This window comes from Streptomyces sp. yr375 (assembly GCF_900110755.1).
Taxonomy (GTDB): domain Bacteria; phylum Actinomycetota; class Actinomycetes; order Streptomycetales; family Streptomycetaceae; genus Streptomyces.
The window spans coordinates 40,359-58,755 of the sequence record NZ_FOFF01000033.1; the positions used below are offsets into that span (position 1 = coordinate 40,359).

Annotated in this window: 19 protein-coding genes; 17 read left to right on the forward strand and 2 right to left on the reverse strand. The window is 70.6% G+C overall.

Features of this window, described 5'->3' with window-relative positions; genetic code table 11:
• Positions 1-133: 133 nt before the first annotated feature.
• The 5 genes from BMZ82_RS27135 to ftsH all read left to right on the forward strand — a co-directional run bounded on the left by BMZ82_RS27135 (position 134) and on the right by ftsH (position 8,030).
• Positions 134-1,471 (forward strand): ammonium transporter, encoded by a 1,338-nt coding sequence (locus BMZ82_RS27135; RefSeq protein ID WP_093780033.1) that lies wholly within the window; start codon positions 134-136, stop codon positions 1,469-1,471.
• Positions 1,468-1,806 (forward strand): P-II family nitrogen regulator, encoded by a 339-nt coding sequence (locus BMZ82_RS27140; protein ID WP_006379495.1) that lies wholly within the window; start codon positions 1,468-1,470, stop codon positions 1,804-1,806. Before BMZ82_RS27135 ends, BMZ82_RS27140 begins: the two co-directional genes overlap by 4 nt.
• 26 nt (positions 1,807-1,832) lie before the next feature.
• On the forward strand, positions 1,833-4,283 hold the full coding sequence (locus BMZ82_RS27145; RefSeq protein WP_093780034.1) for a [protein-PII] uridylyltransferase: 2,451 nt from the start codon (positions 1,833-1,835) through the stop codon (positions 4,281-4,283).
• A 135-nt stretch (positions 4,284-4,418) separates the two neighbouring features.
• Entirely contained in the window at positions 4,419-5,969 is a 1,551-nt protein-coding gene (ffh, locus tag BMZ82_RS27150) for a signal recognition particle protein (RefSeq protein WP_093780035.1), read from the forward strand.
• Between the two features lie 117 nt (positions 5,970-6,086).
• Positions 6,087-8,030, forward strand: a complete 1,944-nt coding sequence (gene ftsH / locus BMZ82_RS27155; protein WP_093780036.1) for an ATP-dependent zinc metalloprotease FtsH — start codon at positions 6,087-6,089, stop codon at positions 8,028-8,030.
• A 29-nt stretch (positions 8,031-8,059) separates the two neighbouring features.
• Here the strand turns inward: ftsH and BMZ82_RS27160 are convergent, their stop codons facing one another.
• Positions 8,060-8,695: a hypothetical protein gene (locus BMZ82_RS27160; protein ID WP_093780037.1), complete on the reverse strand. Its 636-nt coding sequence runs from the start codon at positions 8,693-8,695 to the stop codon at positions 8,060-8,062.
• A 165-nt stretch (positions 8,696-8,860) separates the two neighbouring features.
• Positions 8,861-9,802, reverse strand: a complete 942-nt coding sequence (locus BMZ82_RS27165; protein WP_093780038.1) for a class I SAM-dependent methyltransferase — start codon at positions 9,800-9,802, stop codon at positions 8,861-8,863.
• Positions 9,803-10,309: 507 nt separating this feature from the next.
• On the opposite strand from BMZ82_RS27165, the gene BMZ82_RS27170 reads away from it, so the two are divergent.
• The 12 genes from BMZ82_RS27170 to BMZ82_RS27225 all read left to right on the forward strand — a co-directional run bounded on the left by BMZ82_RS27170 (position 10,310) and on the right by BMZ82_RS27225 (position 18,306).
• On the forward strand, positions 10,310-10,906 hold the full coding sequence (locus tag BMZ82_RS27170; RefSeq protein ID WP_093780039.1) for a hypothetical protein: 597 nt from the start codon (positions 10,310-10,312) through the stop codon (positions 10,904-10,906).
• A 286-nt stretch (positions 10,907-11,192) separates the two neighbouring features.
• Positions 11,193-11,615: a 30S ribosomal protein S16 gene (gene rpsP / locus BMZ82_RS27175; RefSeq protein ID WP_093780040.1), complete on the forward strand. Its 423-nt coding sequence runs from the start codon at positions 11,193-11,195 to the stop codon at positions 11,613-11,615.
• A 5-nt stretch (positions 11,616-11,620) separates the two neighbouring features.
• Positions 11,621-11,860: an RNA-binding protein gene (locus BMZ82_RS27180; RefSeq protein WP_003973401.1), complete on the forward strand. Its 240-nt coding sequence runs from the start codon at positions 11,621-11,623 to the stop codon at positions 11,858-11,860.
• Positions 11,861-11,945: 85 nt separating this feature from the next.
• Complete coding sequence (rimM, locus tag BMZ82_RS27185; protein WP_093780041.1) at positions 11,946-12,491, forward strand: ribosome maturation factor RimM; 546 nt, start codon at positions 11,946-11,948, stop codon at positions 12,489-12,491.
• The gene (trmD, locus tag BMZ82_RS27190; RefSeq protein WP_093780042.1) at positions 12,488-13,321 is read left to right on the forward strand and encodes a tRNA (guanosine(37)-N1)-methyltransferase TrmD; all 834 of its coding nucleotides are present in this window, start codon (positions 12,488-12,490) and stop codon (positions 13,319-13,321) included. The genes rimM and trmD overlap by 4 nt, the downstream gene beginning before the upstream one ends.
• Before the next feature lie 137 nt (positions 13,322-13,458).
• Entirely contained in the window at positions 13,459-13,809 is a 351-nt protein-coding gene (rplS, locus tag BMZ82_RS27195) for a 50S ribosomal protein L19 (protein WP_093780043.1), read from the forward strand.
• A 45-nt stretch (positions 13,810-13,854) separates the two neighbouring features.
• Positions 13,855-14,601 carry a signal peptidase I gene (lepB, locus tag BMZ82_RS27200; protein ID WP_093780044.1) on the forward strand — a complete coding sequence of 249 codons (747 nt, stop codon included), beginning with the start codon at positions 13,855-13,857 and terminating at the stop codon, positions 14,599-14,601.
• The gene (gene lepB, locus BMZ82_RS27205) at positions 14,594-15,697 is read left to right on the forward strand and encodes a signal peptidase I (protein ID WP_093780045.1); all 1,104 of its coding nucleotides are present in this window, start codon (positions 14,594-14,596) and stop codon (positions 15,695-15,697) included. Before lepB (BMZ82_RS27200) ends, lepB (BMZ82_RS27205) begins: the two co-directional genes overlap by 8 nt.
• Positions 15,585-16,568 carry a signal peptidase I gene (lepB, locus tag BMZ82_RS27210; RefSeq protein WP_093780046.1) on the forward strand — a complete coding sequence of 328 codons (984 nt, stop codon included), beginning with the start codon at positions 15,585-15,587 and terminating at the stop codon, positions 16,566-16,568. The genes lepB (BMZ82_RS27205) and lepB (BMZ82_RS27210) overlap by 113 nt, the downstream gene beginning before the upstream one ends.
• 46 nt (positions 16,569-16,614) lie before the next feature.
• Positions 16,615-17,403, forward strand: coding sequence for a signal peptidase I (gene lepB / locus BMZ82_RS27215; protein ID WP_093780047.1), 789 nt, complete (start codon positions 16,615-16,617; stop codon positions 17,401-17,403).
• A gap of 22 nt (positions 17,404-17,425) precedes the next feature.
• A complete protein-coding gene (locus BMZ82_RS27220) occupies positions 17,426-17,941 on the forward strand; it encodes an NUDIX hydrolase (RefSeq protein ID WP_093780075.1) in 516 nt (171 codons plus the stop codon).
• 56 nt (positions 17,942-17,997) lie between these two features.
• Entirely contained in the window at positions 17,998-18,306 is a 309-nt protein-coding gene (locus BMZ82_RS27225; RefSeq protein ID WP_005311352.1) for a DUF2469 domain-containing protein, read from the forward strand.
• Positions 18,307-18,397 lie beyond the last annotated feature (91 nt).

Sequence of the window (18,397 nt, forward strand, 5' to 3'; positions counted from 1 at the left end):
CACGGCGGCGAAACAACCAGGGGCTTCCACCGAAACCGCGCTGCGCCAATCTCATGGCGCATAACCGGCCCACCCCTCACCACCCGCACTGGCTTCGCCCGCACGGGGCCGTACCTACGACGAGGAGACGCCGATGGCACCAGCCATCACGCTTGCCGCGGAGGCACCCAAGCTGTCCTCCGCGAACACAGGCTTCATGCTCATCTGTTCCGCCCTGGTGCTGATCATGACCCCGGGCCTTGCCTTCTTCTACGGCGGCATGGTCCGCGTCAAGAGCACGCTCAACATGCTGATGATGAGCTTCATCAGCATCGGGATCGTCACCATCCTGTGGGTGCTGTACGGCTTCTCCCTCGCCTTCGGTACCGACTCCGGCAGCCTCATCGGCTGGAACTCCGACTGGGTCGGCCTCAGCAACATCGGCCTGACGGACCTCTGGGACGGCTACACCATCCCGATCTTCGTCTTCATGGTCTTCCAGATGATGTTCGCCATCATCACGCCGGCCCTGATAAGCGGTGCCCTCGCCGACCGCGTCAAGTTCTCGGCCTGGGCGCTGTTCGTCGCCCTGTGGGCCACGGTCGTCTACTTCCCCGTCGCCCACTGGGTGTGGGGCGCCGGCGGCTGGGCCTTCGAGCTGGGCGTCATCGACTTCGCCGGTGGTACGGCGGTGCACATCAACGCCGGTGCCGCGGCCCTCGGCGTGATCCTCGTCATCGGTAAGCGCGTCGGCTTCAAGAAGGACCCGATGCGCCCGCACAGCCTGCCGCTGGTCATGCTCGGCGCCGGTCTGCTGTGGTTCGGCTGGTTCGGCTTCAACGCCGGCTCGTGGCTCGGCAACGACGACGGCGTCGGCGCGCTGATGTTCGTCAACACGCAGGTCGCCACCGCCGCCGCCATGCTCGCCTGGCTCATCTACGAGAAGATCCGCCACGGCGCGTTCACCACGCTGGGCGCGGCCTCCGGCGCGGTCGCCGGTCTCGTCGCCATCACCCCGTCCGGCGGTGCGGTCTCCCCGCTCGGCGCGATCGCGATCGGCGCCATCGCCGGTGTGCTGTGCGCCATGGCCGTCGGCCTGAAGTACAAGTTCGGCTACGACGACTCGCTCGACGTCGTCGGCGTCCACCTCGTCGGCGGTGTCGTCGGCTCCCTGCTGATCGGCCTCTTCGCCAGCGGCAAGGGCCAGTCCGCGGTGGAGGGCCTCTTCTACGGCGGCGGCCTCACCCAGTTCTGGAAGCAGTGCGCCGGTGTCTTCGCCGTCCTCGCCTACTCCCTGATCGCCTCCGCGATCCTCGCCTTCCTCCTCGACAAGACCATCGGCATGCGGGTCTCCGAGGACGACGAGATCGCCGGCATCGACCAGGCCGAGCACGCCGAGACCGCATACGACTTCAGCGGAGCGGGCGGCGGCATCGTCGGCGGCTCGATCTCCTCCCACACCGCAACGGCGAGCAAGAAGGTGGACGCATGAAGCTCATCACCGCCGTCGTGAAGCCCCACCGGCTCGACGAGATCAAGGAAGCCCTCCAGGCCTTCGGCGTCCACGGCCTGACGGTCACCGAGGCGAGCGGCTACGGTCGTCAGCGGGGACACACCGAGGTCTACCGCGGCGCCGAGTACACCGTCGACCTCGTCCCCAAGATCCGCATCGAGGTGCTGGCCGAGGACGACGACGCCGAAGGACTGATCGACGTCATCGTCAAGGCGGCCCGCACCGGCAAGATCGGTGACGGCAAGGTCTGGTCCCTCCCGGTCGAGACAGCCGTACGGGTCCGCACCGGCGAGCGCGGCCCGGACGCGCTCTGACGGCAGAACAGAACAGGAGTCGCTGGGTGACGAGTACGGACGTGCGCATGGATGCAGAGGACTCGGGACCCAGCGGCTACGCGGCGGCCCGGCTGCGCCTCCTCACCGAGGGGGCGCGGTCCGGGCCGCCGCGCCGTGCCGCTCTCGCCGAGCTGACCGACGACTGGCTGACCGGGCTCTTCACCGCCGGCACCGAGGACCTGAAGGGCGTCTCCCTGGTCGCCGTCGGCGGCTACGGCCGCGGCGAGCTGTCCCCGCGCAGCGACCTCGACCTCCTCCTGCTGCACGACGGCGCCGACTCCAAGGCGGTCGCCGCCCTCGCCGACCGCCTCTGGTACCCGGTCTGGGACCTCGGCCTCGCCCTCGACCACTCCGTCCGCACCCCGGCCGAGGCCCGCAGGACGTCCGCCGAGGACCTCAAGGTCCAACTCGGCCTCCTCGACGCCCGCCACCTCGCCGGCGACCCGGCCCTCACCGCCGGACTGCGTACGGCCGTCCTCGCCGACTGGCGCAACCAGGCGCCCAAGCGCCTCCCCGAACTCCTCGAACTGTGCACCGAGCGCGCCGAACGCCAGGGCGAGCTGCAGTACCTCCTGGAACCCGACCTGAAGGAAGCCCGCGGCGGCCTCAGGGACGCCACCGCGCTGCGCGCCGTCGCCGCCTCCTGGCTCGCCGACGCCCCCCGCGAGGGCCTCGACGACGCCCGCCGCCGCCTCCTCGACGTCCGCGACGCCCTCCACCTGGCCACCGGGCGCGCCACCGACCGGCTCGCGCTCCAGGAACAGGACCAGGTCGCCGCCGAACTCGGCCTCCTAGACGCCGACACGCTGCTGCGGCAGGTGTACGAGGCGGCGCGGGTCATCTCGTACGCCAGTGACGTCACCTGGCGCGAAGTGGGGCGCGTGCTGCGCTCGCGCGCCGTCAGGCCGCGGCTGCGGGCCATGCTGGGCGGCGGCGCCAAGCCCGCCACCGAGCGGTCCCCGCTCGCCGAAGGCGTCGTGGAACAGGACGGCGAGGTGGTACTCGCCCGCGCCGCCCGCCCCGAACGCGACCCCGTGCTCCCCCTGCGCGCCGCGGCCGCCGCCGCACAGGCAGGCCTCCCGCTCTCCCTGCACGCCGTCCGCCGCCTCGCCGCCACCGTGCGCCCCCTGCCCACGCCCTGGCCCGCCGAGGCCCGCGAACAGCTCGTCACCCTGCTCGGCTCCGGCCAGCCCACCATCGAGGTGTGGGAGGCCCTGGAGGCCGAAGGCCTGATCACCCGGCTGCTGCCCGACTGGGAGCGGGTGCGCTGCCGGCCGCAGCGCAACGCCGTGCACATCTGGACCGTCGACCGGCATCTCATCGAGACCGCCGTCCGCGCCTCCGAGTTCACCCGCCGCGTCAGCCGCCCCGACCTCCTCCTCGTCGCCGCGCTGCTGCACGACATCGGCAAGGGCTGGCCCGGCGACCACTCGGTGGCCGGCGAGATCATCGCCAAGGACGTCGCCGCCCGCATCGGCTTCGACCGCGCCGACGTCGCCGTCCTCGCCACGCTCGTACGCCAGCACCTGCTGCTGATCGAGACGGCCACCCGGCGCGACCTGGAGGATCCGGCCACGGTCCGCTCGGTCGCCGAGGCGGTCGGCTCGCAGAGCACCCTGGAACTGCTGCACGCGCTCACCGAGGCGGACGCCCTGGCCACCGGCCCCGCCGCCTGGTCCTCCTGGCGCGGCTCGCTCGTGACGGACCTGGTCAAGCGGGTCGCGGCGGTCCTCGCCGGGGACGCGCCCGAGGAACCCGACACCGCCGCGCCCACCGCCGAACAGGAACGGCTGGCCATCGAGGCGATCGCCACCGGCAGCCCGGTGCTGTCCCTGCGCGCCCAGACCGAGGCGCCCACCGAGGAGCAGCTCGCCGGCGACCCCGAGCCGCTCGGCGTGGAACTGCTCATCGCCGTCCCCGACCAGCAGGGCGTGCTGCCCGCCGTGGCCGGCGTGCTCGCCATGCACCGGCTGACCGTCCGTACGGCCGAACTGCGCGCCCTGGACCTCCCGGACGGCGTCGACGGCACCGTCCTGCTGCTGAACTGGCGGGTCGCCGCCGAGTACGGCTCGCTGCCCCAGGCGGCCCGGCTGCGCGCCGACCTCGTCCGCGCCCTGGACGGCTCGCTGGACATCGCCGGCCGGCTCGCCGAGCGCGACGCGGCCTACCCGCGCCGCCGGGGCGTGGTCGCACCGCCGCCGCGCGTCACGGTGGCCTCCGCGGCCTCCCACCACGCCACGGTCATCGAGGTCCGCGCCCAGGACGCCCCCGGGCTCCTGTTCCGCATCGGCCGCGCCCTGGAGGACGAGGGCCTGCGCGTGCGCAGCATGCACGTCTCCACGCTGGGCGCGAACGCGGTGGACGCCTTCTACGTGACCGGATCCCAGGGCCTGCCCCTGCCGGGCGAGGAGGCGACGGCCACGGCCCGCAAGCTGGAGGAACTCCTGCGGGCGTGACCTGCGGTCGCTCCCCGCAGACGCGGGCTTCCGTCCCCGTCCGCCGAATACCGCGGGCGGGGACGATTGTCCTGCCGGGCCAGATACCCTGGAGAGCAATCCACACTGCCCCCGACTCCGAGGACCGACGCCACCGTGTTCGATACCCTCTCAGACCGCCTCAGCGCGACTTTCAAAAACCTTCGCGGGAAGGGCCGGCTCTCCGAGGCGGACATCGACGCCACGGCCCGTGACATCCGCATCGCTCTCCTCGAAGCCGACGTTGCCCTGCCCGTCGTGCGCACGTTCATCAAGAACGTCAAGGAGCGCGCCCTCGGCTCCGACGTCTCCAAGGCGCTGAACCCGGCCCAGCAGGTCCTCAAGATCGTCAACGAAGAGCTGGTCACGATCCTGGGCGGGGAGACCCGACGGCTGCGGTTCGCCAAGCAGCCGCCCACCGTGATCATGCTGGCGGGTCTCCAGGGCGCCGGTAAGACCACGCTCGCGGGCAAGCTCGGCCTCTGGCTGAAGGAGCAGGGCCACTCGCCGCTCCTCGTCGCCGCCGACCTCCAGCGCCCCAACGCCGTCAACCAGCTCAGCGTCGTCGCGCAGCGCGCCGGCGTGGCGGTGTACGCCCCGCAGCCCGGTAACGGCGTCGGTGACCCGGTGCAGGTCGCCAAGGACTCGATCGAGCACGCGAAGACCAAGGTCCACGACATCGTGATCGTGGACACCGCCGGCCGCCTCGGCATCGACGCCGAGCTGATGCAGCAGGCAGCCGACATCCGGGACGCCGTCTCGCCCGACGAGATCCTCTTCGTCGTCGACGCGATGATCGGCCAGGACGCCGTGAACACGGCCGAGGCCTTCCGGGACGGCGTCGGGTTCGACGGTGTCGTGCTGTCGAAGCTCGACGGCGACGCCCGTGGCGGCGCGGCCCTGTCGATCGCCTCGGTGACCGGCAAGCCGATCATGTTCGCCTCGAACGGCGAGAAGCTCGACGAGTTCGACGCCTTCCACCCCGACCGGATGGCCTCCCGCATCCTCGACATGGGTGACCTCCTCACCCTGATCGAGCAGGCGGAGAAGACGTTCAGTCAGGAAGAGGCCGAGAAGATGGCCTCCAAGCTGGCGTCCAAGAAGGGCCAGGACTTCACCCTGGACGACTTCCTGGCCCAGATGGAGCAGGTCCGGAAGATGGGCAGCATCTCCAAGCTGCTCGGCATGCTGCCCGGCATGGGCCAGATCAAGGACCAGATCGCCAACCTCGACGAGCGGGACGTCGACCGCACGGCCGCGATCATCAAGTCGATGACCCCGGCCGAGCGCCAGGAGCCCACGATCATCAACGGCTCCCGCCGCGCCCGTATCGCCAAGGGCTCCGGTGTCGAGGTCAGCGCGGTGAAGGGCCTGGTCGAGCGGTTCTTCGAGGCCCGCAAGATGATGTCCCGGATGGCCCAGGGCGGCGGCATGCCCGGCATGCCGGGGATCCCGGGCATGGGCGGCGGCCCCGGCCGGCAGAAGAAGCAGCCGAAGCAGGCCAAGGGCAAGCAGCGCTCCGGCAACCCGATGAAGCGCAAGCAGCAGGAGCTGGAGGAGGCCCAGCGCCGCGAGGCCCAGGCCCAGGGCGGCAACGCGCTCGGGCTGCCCCAGCAGGGCGCTCAGGACTTCGAGCTGCCGGACGAGTTCAAGAAGTTCATGGGCTGACGGCTCTCTTCGTACGCGGTCGGGGGCGCTGCTCCTCGCACGATGTCCGTGCGGGAGAAGCGCCCCCGATGCGTTCCCGCAGGTGCTGACCTGGGTCCGGTGTCGTAACGTCCCGATATGACCAACCCTGCGCCGCCGCGGAAGTCGCCGGACAAGCCCTGGCGTACCGAGGGCACTCCCGAGGAGCCGCCGAAGCCGTCCTCGGGCGGGCGGCGGATACGCGGCGGCTGGTGGGGGCTGATCCTCACCGCGGTGCTCGTGTTTCTCGTCGCCAACCTGGCGCTGTGGCTCTTCAACGAGGGCGACGAGCCGACGATCTCGTACACCGAGTTCAGCAAGCAGGTCGACGCGGGCAACGTCGGCAAGATCTACGCCAAGGGCGACGCGATCCAGGGGCAGCTCAAGACGTCGCGGAAGAACCCCGACGGCGGCGGCTCGTACACCAAGTTCAACACCCAGCGGCCGTCCTTCGCGGACGACCAGCTCTGGCAGGACCTGACCAAGAACAACGTCACCGTCACGGCGGAGCCGGTCGTCCAGCACCGCAGTGTGCTCGCCAATGTGCTGATCTCACTGGCCCCGATGGTGCTGCTCATCGCCGTGTGGGTGTTCGTCGCCCGGCGGATGCGGGCAGGGGGCGGACTGGGCGGCCCGGGCGGCATGCTCGGCCGCAAGGCGCCGCCCAAGCCGGTCGAGCTGGAGCCGGGACACCTGCGGACGACGTTCGACGACGTCGCCGGCATCGACGAGGTCCAGGGCGAGCTGCACGACGTCGTCGACTTCCTGAAGAACCCCGACGCCTACCGCAGGATGGGCGCCAAGATGCCCCGGGGCGTGCTGCTGGCGGGACCGCCGGGCACCGGCAAGACACTGCTCGCGCGGGCGGTGGCCGGTGAGGCGGGGGTGCCGTTCTTCTCGGCGTCGGCGTCCGAGTTCATCGAGATGATCGTGGGCGTCGGCGCGTCACGCGTGCGTGAGCTGTTCGCGGAGGCCCGCAAGGTGGCGCCGTCGATCATCTTCATCGACGAGATCGACACCATCGGACGGGCCCGGGGCGGGGGCGGGACCGTCGGCGGCCACGACGAGCGCGAGCAGACCCTCAACCAGATCCTGACCGAGATGGACGGCTTCTCCGGCTCGGAGGGCGTCATCGTCATCGCGGCCACGAACCGCGCCGACGTCCTGGACCCGGCCCTGACCCGCCCGGGCCGCTTCGACCGGGTGGTCATGGTCTCGCCCCCGGACCGCAGCGGCCGCAAGGCGATCCTGGAGATCCACACCCGCGAGATCCCCCTCGCCGGGGACGTCGACCTGGCCCACGTGGCCCGTACGACACCGGGCATGACCGGCGCCGAGCTGGCCAACCTCGCCAACGAGGCCGCCCTCCTCGCCGTCAAGCGCCAGCAGGACCAGGTGACCCGGGCCGACCTCTCGGAGGCCCTGGAGAAGGTCCAGCTCGGCGCGGAACGGCCGCTGGTGATGCCCGAGGAGGAGCGCCGCAGGACCGCCTACCACGAGAGCGGACACGCCCTGCTGGGCATGCTCCAGCCGGGCGCGGACCCCGTCCGCAAGATCACCATCGTGCCGCGCGGGCGGGCCCTCGGCGTGACGCTGTCGACGCCGGACGCGGACCGGTACGCGTACACCGAGGAGTACCTGCGCGGCCGGATCATCGGCGCGCTCGGCGGGATGGCGGCCGAGCACGTGGTCTACGGGGTCGTCACGACCGGTGCGGAGAACGACCTGGAGCAGGTCACCAACATCGTGCGCGGGATGGTCGCCCGCTGGGGCATGAGCGAGCGCGTCGGCCGCCTGTCGGCCCTCCCGGGCGACTTCCAGCAGGCCTACGGCCTCTCCGCCGCGCCCGCGACCCTCGACGTCATCGACCACGAGATGCGGCGCATCGTCGACGAGTGCTACGAGGAGGCCTGCCACAAACTCCGCGACCACCGTGGCCAGTTGGACGACCTGGCCCAGGCGCTGCTGGCCAGCGAGACCCTGGAGGAGGCGGACGCCTACCGGATCGCGGGCATCCCGCGCCTCGCTAAGGACGACACGTAACTCCCCCTGTGTGCCTACGCGTTGGAGGACTATGCGTGGGGGAACTTCCAGATGAAGGGCTCCCCGTCCTCCTCCGACCAGTGCACCTCGATGCTCTTGGCGGTGACCGGGACGAGGTACGTCTCGCAGAAGACGTGGCTCTCGCCCTGCTTCCAGCTCTCGACGTCGTAGGGGTCGTCGCAGCCGGCGACGTCGTCCGCCGAGGCGCCGATCAGGATCGAGCCGCGCTGCTCGTCGGCCCAGACGGTCGTGCCGTCGTTCGCGTCGGAGGAGTCGGTGAGCGCCGGACCGGCCTGGTGCGTGAACTTCACGTGCGCGATCGCGAGCACCATGCCCTTGGCGTCCTTCGGGTCCGACACCACCTTCTGCGCCTCGGCCTCGGTGCCGACGTCGACCTTCTGCGCCGCGATCTCGTACGTGACCTCGCCGGGCTCCTCCGCGACCTTCCCCGTGACGCTCTCACCGGTCGCCACGTCGCCGCCGGCGGCGGACGTCGACGCGGAGGCCGATGCCGATGCCGACCCGCCGGTCGACGGAGAGGAGTCGGCCGCTGCCGTGGCGGCGCCCTTCGCGTCCGCGTCGTCGCTCCCGTTGCACGCGCTGAGGGTGAGGGCGAGAACGGCGACGGGCGCGACGAGACGCAGCGCGGTCTTGCGGTGCAGCACAACAGCTCCTGTATGCAGATGTGAGGTCTCCCCCGGGCGGTTCGACAGGCTATGGGGGCGGTGCGCTGGTCAGCGAAGCGAGAGGCACCCCGCTTCGCTTTCTTCACACCATTCACACGTGCGTTTCCAGGAACTTCCTTACCTCGCGCCAGGGCGTGCGCGATGTCAGGGCGTGCGCGCGATCAGGTAGCGGAACACGTTCGGCATCCACACCGTCCCGTCCGGTCGCCGGTAGGGGTGCAGCGCCTCCGTCAGCTCCTTGTCGACCTGGGCCGGGTCGGTCGCCGTGACCGCCGCGTCGAACAGGCCCGTGGACAGCAGCCCCTTGACGGCGCTCGGCACGTCGGCGTACCCGAACGGGCAGGCCACCCGGCCCGATCCGGCCGGCTTCAGCCCGGCCCGCTGGGCGACCTCCTCCAGGTCGTCGCGCCGGGCGGGGCGCGGCCGGGCCGGGCCGCCGCGCAGCGGATCGGCCAGCTTGGCCGCGACCCGCAACACCGCGGAGGTGGCGCAGCGTTCGGGCGGACCCCAGCCGACGAGCACCACGGCCGCCCCGCGCGCGGCGAGCGGCGTCGAGGCTGCGAGCAGCCCGACGAGCCGGTCCGTGTCGCCCGCGAGACACCCGACCGGCTCGAAGGCGGTCACCAGGTCGTACGCGGGCGTCTCCGCGTCGGCCGGGTCGGCTGTGTCGGTCGCGTCGGTCGTGTCGGTCGTGTTCTTCGGTGGCCGGTGGATGAGCCGGATACGGCCATGATCCGAGCCGTCTCCGGTGCCTTCACGCGCGGGTGCGGGGCGGTCGCCCGCCCCTTCCTCCGTGGGCAGCAGCCGCTCGCGCGCGAGGGCCAGCCGTTCGGGGGAGGCGGTCTCGACGCCCGTGAGCAGGGCCGCGCCTCGGGCGGCCGCCATCAGCAGGGCGAGTCCGGAGCCGCAGCCGAGCGCGAGGAGCCGGGTGCCGCGTCCTACGTCCAGCCGTTCGTAGACCGCCTCGTAGAGCGGGACCAGCATCCGTTCCTGGATCTCCGACCAGTCACGCGCGCGTGCGCCCAGGTCCGCGCGGGTCGTCGGCCCCGCGTGAGGCAGGTGCTGTCGCACGAGCACAGATGTCATGGATAAGCGCCCCAATCCGCGGAGAGTTGCCGCAGTAACCGATCAGGTGGCCCCCGTGCAGTGCGCTCGCACTTCCCCCGTATGCCAGGTAACTCCCCGTTCGCGACCGCGTCCAGGGGTCGCGGGCCGCTGCTTGTGGACGGGCTGTGCCTGTGGCCAGAATTCACATTCCGGCAACGTGGAGCCGTACCATCACGTCATGGAAAAGGCTCCCGTTCTCCCCTTGTGGGAGACGGGGACGGCGCCCGCGCCCGAGAGCGCGGCCGAAACGCCTCTTGCGCCCCCGCGGAGCATCCGCACCCCGGCGCGACGGCATGGTCTACGCGCCGGGCCGTACGCAGGACTACGTAGGGCTACGCACCAGCTTGGTACGAGCTGTGAGGCTTCTCCGCAGATCAGCGCACCCGCCCTCGTCCGGACGCATCAGTGCCAACTGACGGGTACGTGCAAATTATTTGGGATGCCCCGGAATAGGAACACAGGGGCACTCCCGCTCGTTGTCATTACGTGAGCACGACACAGACACCACCAGTTCTCGCCGCAGAGCTGGCAGAGGCGTGGGCCGACATTCAGCGGTACCACCCCGAACTGCCGGATCTCGCCGCGCCAGAGTCCCTGATCGGGGAGTCGTCGTCCGCCTGCGGTCACGAGCTCTCCTTCGAGCGACTGCTTCACGAAGCAGTCCATGGCATCGCGGCCGCCCGAGGCGTCCGCGACACCTCCCGTGCCGGCCGCTACCACAACCGCAGATTCCTCGCGATCGCCGAGGAAATGGGGCTTGACCACCCCGAGGAACCCCATCCCAGCAGCGGTTTCTCACTGGTCACGCTCAACCCGGAGGCCAAGCGCCGCTACCGGCCGACCATCGAGCGCCTCCAGCGGGCCCTCAAGGCCCACCTGGCGGCCACCTCTTCCGACACCACCCGCAGCTTCCGCGGCCCCGCGGCCCGGCACGGCTCCTCCGGCGGAGGCGTCCGCGTCAAGGCCGTGTGCGACTGCGGACGCAATGTGCGGGTCGTGCCGTCGGTCCTGGCCCAGGCGCCGATCGTGTGCGGGGGCTGCGGAAAGCCGTTCCGGATCCCGGAGATCGTCGGCGCGGCCTAGTCCCGGCGGCAGTGCACCGGCATCTCGTGGCTGCCGGTTCAGCGCGCTGCGGGGAGCCGTCCACCGACGGGTCCCCGCAGGCGCCGGGCGCCCCTCACGCATGCCCGCACACCACCCGCGGCCGGAAGGGCCCCGCGCGGTGTGGCACAATGGCTAGCTGTACTCGACAGTCGCACAGGACCCCTCTCTCCTCCGGCTGACGCGTCCATCGGGCACTCGGGTACCGCAACCCCACGCGGCAGTCTCGCGGTGCCCAACCACGTCAAAATCAGGAGAGTCCACTTCCGTGGCAGTCAAGATCAAGCTGAAGCGTCTGGGCAAGATTCGCGCGCCTCACTACCGCATCGTCATCGCCGACTCCCGCACCCGTCGTGACGGCCGTGCGATCGAGGAGATCGGCAAGTACCAGCCGACGTACAACCCGTCGGTCATGGAGGTCGACGCCGAGCGTGTGGCGTACTGGCTGGGTGTCGGCGCGCAGCCGACCGAGCCCGTGCTCGCCATCCTGAAGAAGACCGGCGACTGGCAGAAGTTCAAGGGCGAGCCCGCCCCGGCGCCGCTGCTCGTCGCCGAGCCGAAGAAGGCTCGCCCGCTGTTCGAGGCCCTCGGTGGCGACGACTCGGGCAAGGGTGAGGCCATCACCCAGAAGAAGAAGGCTGAGAAGAAGGACGAGGCCGCGGCTGAGTCCTCTGAGCCGACCGAGGCCTGAGCAGCATGCTCGAAGAGGCGCTTGAGCACCTCGTGAAGGGCATCGTCGACAACCCCGACGATGTGCAGGTCGCCTCGCGCAACCTGCGCCGCGGGCGCGTACTCGAGGTCCGGGTCCACCCGGACGACCTCGGCAAGGTGATCGGCCGCAACGGCCGCACCGCGCGCGCTCTGCGCACCGTCGTGGGCGCCATCGGCGGCCGGGGCGTCCGTGTCGACCTCGTCGACGTGGACCACGTCCGCTAGACGCGTTTCGCAGCACCGGCTCGGGCCGGGGAGGGCCACTGGGCCGTCCCCGGCCCGAAGTCGTTACGACAGGAGATCCAGAGAAGTGCAGTTGGTTGTCGCTCGCATCGGCCGCGCCCATGGCATCAAGGGCGAGGTCACCGTCGAGGTCCGTACCGACGAGCCGGAACTGCGGCTCGCCCCTGGTGCCGTGCTGGCCACCGATCCGGCCGCCACCGGCCCGCTCACCATCGAGACCGGCCGCGTCCACAGCGGCCGCCTCCTGCTGCGCTTCGAGGGCGTACGCGACCGCAACGCCGCCGAGGCCCTGCGCAACACCCTCCTGATCGCCGACGTCGATCCGGAGGAACTGCCGGAGGACGAGGACGAGTACTACGACCACCAGCTCATGGACCTGGACGTGGTCACCAAAGACGGCGCCGAGGTCGGCCGGATCACCGAGATCTCGCACCTGCCCTCCCAGGACCTCTTCATCGTCGAGCGGCCCGACGGCACCGAGGTGATGATCCCGTTCGTCGAGTCGATCGTCGTCGAGATCGACCTCGAGGAGCAGAAGGCCGTCATCGACCCGCCGCCGGGACTGATCGACGACCGGGCCGAGATCGCCTCGACCGAGGACGACAGCGCATGAGGCTCGACGTCGTCACGATCTTCCCCGAGTACCTCGACCCGCTGAACGTCTCCCTCGTCGGCAAGGCACGCGCGCGTGGCCGCCTCGACGTGCGGGTGCACGACCTGCGGGAGTGGACGTACGACCGGCACAACACGGTCGACGACACCCCCTACGGCGGCGGACCCGGCATGGTCATGAAGACCGACCCCTGGGGCGACGCCCTCGACTCCGTCCTCGCCGACGGCTACGAGCGGGGAGCGCACGCCCCCGCGCTCGTCGTGCCCACGCCCAGCGGCCGCCCCTTCACCCAGGAACTGGCCGTCGAGCTCTCCGAGCACCCCTGGCTGATCTTCACACCGGCCCGCTACGAGGGCATCGACCGGCGCGTCATCGACGAGTACGCCACCCGGATCCCCGTCTACGAGGTCTCCATCGGCGACTACGTGCTGGCCGGCGGCGAGGCCGCCGTCCTGGTCGTCACCGAGGCCGTGGCCCGGCTGCTGCCCGGGGTGCTCGGCAACGCCGAGTCCCACCGCGACGACTCCTTCGCCCCCGGCGCCATGGCCAACCTCCTCGAAGGCCCCGTCTACACCAAGCCGCCCGCCTGGCGCGACCGGGAGATCCCCGAGGTGCTGCTCAGCGGCCACCACGGCAAGATCGCCCGCTGGCGGCGCGATGAGGCGCTGCGCCGCACGACGGCCAACCGGCCCGACCTGATCGCGCGCTGCGAGCCCAAGACCTTCGACAAGAAGGACCGCGAGATGCTCTCCATCCTGGGCTGGACGCCCGACCCGGAGGGTGCGCCGTACGGTCGATTTTGGCGCAGGACCGAGGGCGTGGAAGAATAGGCCGCTGTTGTGCGCCGTCCGGTGTGCGCCCCTGCCGCAGGGGGACACGACGCCCGCCTCGACGGGCACACGGCACTCAATCCCCGAACTTCTAGTTCCGTTGATGACCTGTGGCATCAGCGAAGAAAGCAGACGAAATGTCTCACGTGCTCGACACCGTCGACGCCGCGTCGCTGCGCAGCGACATCCCGGCCTTCCGCCCGGGTGACACCGTCAACGTCCACGTGCGCGTCATCGAGGGCAACCGCTCCCGTGTGCAGCAGTTCAAGGGCGTGGTGATCCGCCGCCAGGGCGCCGGTGTCCGCGAGACCTTCACGGTCCGCAAGGTCTCCTTCTCCGTCGGCGTCGAGCGCACCTTCCCGGTGCACACTCCGATCGTCGAGAAGATCGAGCTCGTCACCCGCGGTGACGTGCGTCGCGCGAAGCTGTACTACCTCCGTGAGCTGCGCGGCAAGGCCGCGAAGATCAAGGAGAAGCGCGACAACTGAGCACCCTGAGGGGTTCATGACGGGGCCGGATACCATCTGGCCCCGATGGACACCGAAGCTCAGCAGCCGACGGAGCGCGACCGCTCCTCCAGCCCTTCCGTTTCCGCAGGCGCCTCCCAGGAGGCTGCCCCGGACACCGAAGGACCGGGGGGACGGTCGCGCTTCGCGTTTGCCGGACCCTTTGCAGGGCGCTTCACCCAGTGGCTCCCGGGCGGCCGGATCAGCCTGTCCCTGCTGGTCTGCCTGCTGTTTTTGCTGCTTTTGAACACTTTCGTGGCGCAACCATTCCAGATTCCCAGCGGATCCATGGAAAACGCGTTGAGGATCGGCGACCGGGTTCTCGTAAATAAGTTGGCGTACCGTTTTGGTGCCGAGCCGCAGCGCGGCGACGTCATTGTGTTCGACGGCACCGGGTACTTCGGGAACTCCGACTACATCAAGCGCGTAGTGGGTGTAGGGGGAGATCACGTGGTCTGCTGCGACAAGGAGGGGAGCATCCAGGTGAACGGGCGGTCGGTCGACGAGTCGACGTTCCTGTATCCCGGCGACGATCCGTCCACGGTGGACTTCGACGCGGTCGTGCCCCCGGGCACCCTCTTCGTCCTGGGCGACCATCGCAGCCACTCCAGCGACTCCCGGGACCACCTGGGCTCGCCGGGCGGCGGCATGATCCCCGTCGACGACGTGATCGGCCGCGCCGACTGGATCATCTGGCCCTACGCGCATCTCACCGGTCTGACCCGCCCGAGCGCCTACGCGCGCGTGCCCGGCGCGGTGGGCGCCCATGGGTAACCGCGGCAAACCGCGCGGCGTCCCCGCCTCCGCAGCCGAGCAGCTCCTGCCCACCGGCGTCCGGCGCACCGCCGGCTCGTCGTCCGGCGCCGGCCGCTCCCGCGCGGAGCGGCGCAAGCTGCAGCGCAAGGTCAAGCGCAAGCGCAGGCGCTCGGCCGTCCGGGAGATACCGCTCCTGGTCGGGGTCGCCGTCCTGATAGCGCTGGTCCTGAAGACGTTCCTGGTGCAGGCCTTCGTGATCCCGTCCGGGTCCATGGAGCAGACGATCCGGATCGGCGACCGCGTCCTGGTCGACAAGTTCACCCCCTGGTTCGGCTCCAAGCCCACGCGCGGGGACGTCGTCGTCTTCAAGGACCCCGGCGGCTGGCTCGACGACGAGCAGACCGGCACCAAGAAGTCGGACCCGGTCGTCGTCAAGCAGGTCAAGGAAGGGCTCACCTTCATCGGTCTGCTGCCGTCGGACAACGAGAAGGACCTCATCAAGCGGGTCGTCGGCGTCGGCGGCGACCGTGTCGTGTGCTGTGACACACAGGGGCGGGTGACCGTCAACGGGGCTCCCCTCGACGAGGGCGCCTATCTGTACCCGGGCAACGAGCCCTCCAACACGGCGTTCGACATCACCGTCCCGCAGGGGCGGCTGTGGGTGATGGGCGACCACCGGGCCAACTCCGCGGACTCCCGGGCCCACCAGAACACCGATTACGGGGGCACCGTCTCGGAGAGCGAGGTGGTGGGCCGGGCCATGGTCATCGCCTGGCCGGTGGGGCACATGGTCCGTCTCAAGGAACCGCAAACTTTCTCTTCCGTGACCGGCTCGGCCGCCACGGCGACCGCGTCCGCGCGGCAGTCGCATAGGGTTGCACCCGGCGATCCGAACGGATCGATTGGACAACTCCCGACCCCTGCGGAACTCCCGCTCGTTATGGGAGTGGTGGGCCTGCGTCGTATGTGGGGCAGGCAGCGGCACGGAGTAAGGAGTTGGCGTGGGGGATGTGGCGGTTGGCGCACGGTCCGGGCACGACGGCGAGGATCACCGCGGGCGGTCCGTGGAAGCAGCCGACCCGACCGCGGACGGCGCCGTGACCTCAGAGAATGACCCGGTGGCCGGCGGCGAGGGCCCGCCGGCGGACCAGCCGCCCGGCAGCGGCGGTGAGGGTTCGGGCGGCGACTCGACGCCGAAGGCGAAGAAGCCGCGCTCCTTCTGGAAGGAGCTGCCGATCCTGATCTTCATCGCGCTCGTCCTCGCGCTGCTGATCAAGACGTTCCTGGTGCAGGCGTTCTCCATCCCGTCGGCCTCCATGGAGAACACCCTCAAGGTGGGCGACCGGGTCCTCGTCGACAAGCTGACCCCGTGGTTCGGCTCCGAGCCGGAGCGCGGCGAGGTCATCGTCTTCCACGACCCCGCCGACTGGCTGGCGGGCGAGAACACCGCCGACCCGAACGCCTTCCAGACCTTCCTGAGCTGGATCGGCCTGATGCCGTCCGCGGAGGAGAAGGACCTGATCAAGCGGGTCATCGGCGTCGGCGGCGACACCGTCTCCTGCAAGGGCACCGGCCCGCTCATGGTCAACGGCAAGGCGCTGAACGAGCCGTACGTGTACCCCGGCAACACCCCGTGCAGCCAGGACGACCAGGGCGGCCAGTTCACCGTGAAGGTCCCCAAGGGCTCCGTCTGGGTCATGGGCGACCACCGCCAGAACTCGCGCGACTCCCGCTACAACCAGTCGGACAAGAACCACGGCATGGTGCCCGTCAACCAGGTCGTCGGGCGCGCCATCGTCAAGGCGTGGCCGCTCAACCGCTGGGGCACGCTGCCGGTGCCGGACACCTTCGACCAGACCGGCCTGGGCTACCAGTCCTCGGCGTCCGCGGCCCTGACAGTCGCCCCGCAGGGCCTCGCCCTCGCCGGGGTCGTACCGGTGGTCCTGTGGCGCCGCCGGCGCACCGAGGACTCCAAGGTCCGCTGAAGCAGGGGCTGACCGGGTTCGGTACCGCCGGGTAGGGTGCGGACCCATGGGTGGCGAGAGCACGACGCGTACGGCCCCGCACAGTGGCGGTGGCACCAGCAGTGGCCCGGTGGGCAGCCGGACCGGACAGCGACTGTCCGGCCTGGCCGTCGCACTGGGCCTCGTGCTGTTCCTCGGCGGGTTCGCCTGGGGGGCCCTGGTCTACCGGCCGTACACCGTGCCCACCAGCTCCATGAGCCCGACGATCGCCTCCGGTGACCGGGTGCTGGCGCAGCGGATCGACGGCGGCGAGGTGCGCCGCGGGGATGTCGTCGTCTTCAGCGACAAGACGTGGGTGAGCAACGCGCTCGTCGTCAAGCGGGTCGTCGCGGTCGGCGGCGACACGGTCTCCTGCTGCACCGACGGCAAGCTGACCGTCAACGGCAAGGAGATCGCGGAACCGTATCTGCCCGCGGGCAGCCTGGCCGAGATCAAGAACTTCCCGACCGTGAAGGTCCCCGACGGCAGGCTCTTCCTGCTCGGCGACGAGCGGCAGGGCTCCCTGGACTCCACCGCCCACCTCACGGACGCGGCGCAGGGCACGGTCGCGCGCAGCGCCGTCACGGCCCGCGTCGACGCCGTCGTCTACCCCATGAACGGCATGCTGAAGAGCCCCACCGGCTTCGAGACGCTCGGCGCCCTCTCCCAGCCGGGTCCGCTGCGCACGATCGGCGGGCTGATCATCGCCGGTGTCGTGCTGATCCTCGGCGGAGCCGCGTACGGCCCGATCGCCAAGCGGACGTCCGGCCGCCGTACCGGCACCCGCCCCCAGCCGGAGCCCGCCGGTGTCGGCTGAGGCGGCGGACGGGCTGTCGGAGGTGCCGGCGGGCGGGGGCGTCGGCGCGTACGAGGGCGGGCTGCGCAAGGTCGCCCGGGTCGTCCTCCTCGACCCACAGGACCGCATCCTGCTGCTGCACGGCCATGAGCCGGACGACCCGGCCGACGACTGGTGGTTCACGCCGGGCGGCGGTGTGGAGGGCGACGAGACCCGCGCGCAGGCCGCGCTGCGGGAACTCGCCGAGGAGACCGGCATCACCGAGGTCGAACTCGGCCCGGTGCTGTGGCGGCGGAGGTGCTCGTTCCCGTTCGCGGGCCGCCGCTGGGACCAGGACGAGTGGTACTACCTGGCCCGGACGACCGTGACCGCGACCCGGGCCACGGCGCTGACCGAGCTGGAGCGGCGCACTGTCGCCGGAGCGCGTTGGTGGACGTGTCGGGAACTGACCCAGGCACATGAGACGGTGTATCCGACCAGACTCGCCGAGCTGCTGCGCACGCTGCTCGACGAAGGTCCCCCGGCAGGACCCGTAACCCTTGACACGGAAATCGTCTAGCGGCGCACGGGACTGGCGCACAATGGGGGGATCGCACGGCTGAAGGGGAACATGCCATGAGCGCCGAGGACCTCGAGAAGTACGAGACCGAGATGGAGCTGAAGCTCTACCGGGAGTACCGCGATGTCGTCGGTCTGTTCAAATACGTGATCGAGACCGAGCGGCGCTTCTACCTCACCAACGACTACGAGATGCAGGTGCACTCGGTCCAGGGCGAGGTGTTCTTCGAGGTGTCGATGGCCGACGCCTGGGTGTGGGACATGTACCGGCCGGCCCGGTTCGTGAAGCAGGTGAGGGTGCTCACGTTCAAGGACGTGAACATCGAGGAGCTGAACAAGAGCGATCTGGAGCTTCCGGGGAGCTGATGTCGGTCGCCGGGGCCGGTGGCTCGGGCCGGTCGCCGTGCGCTCGTGTGGGTGACGGAGTTATCCACAGCCGCAGAGTTCTCCACCAAGA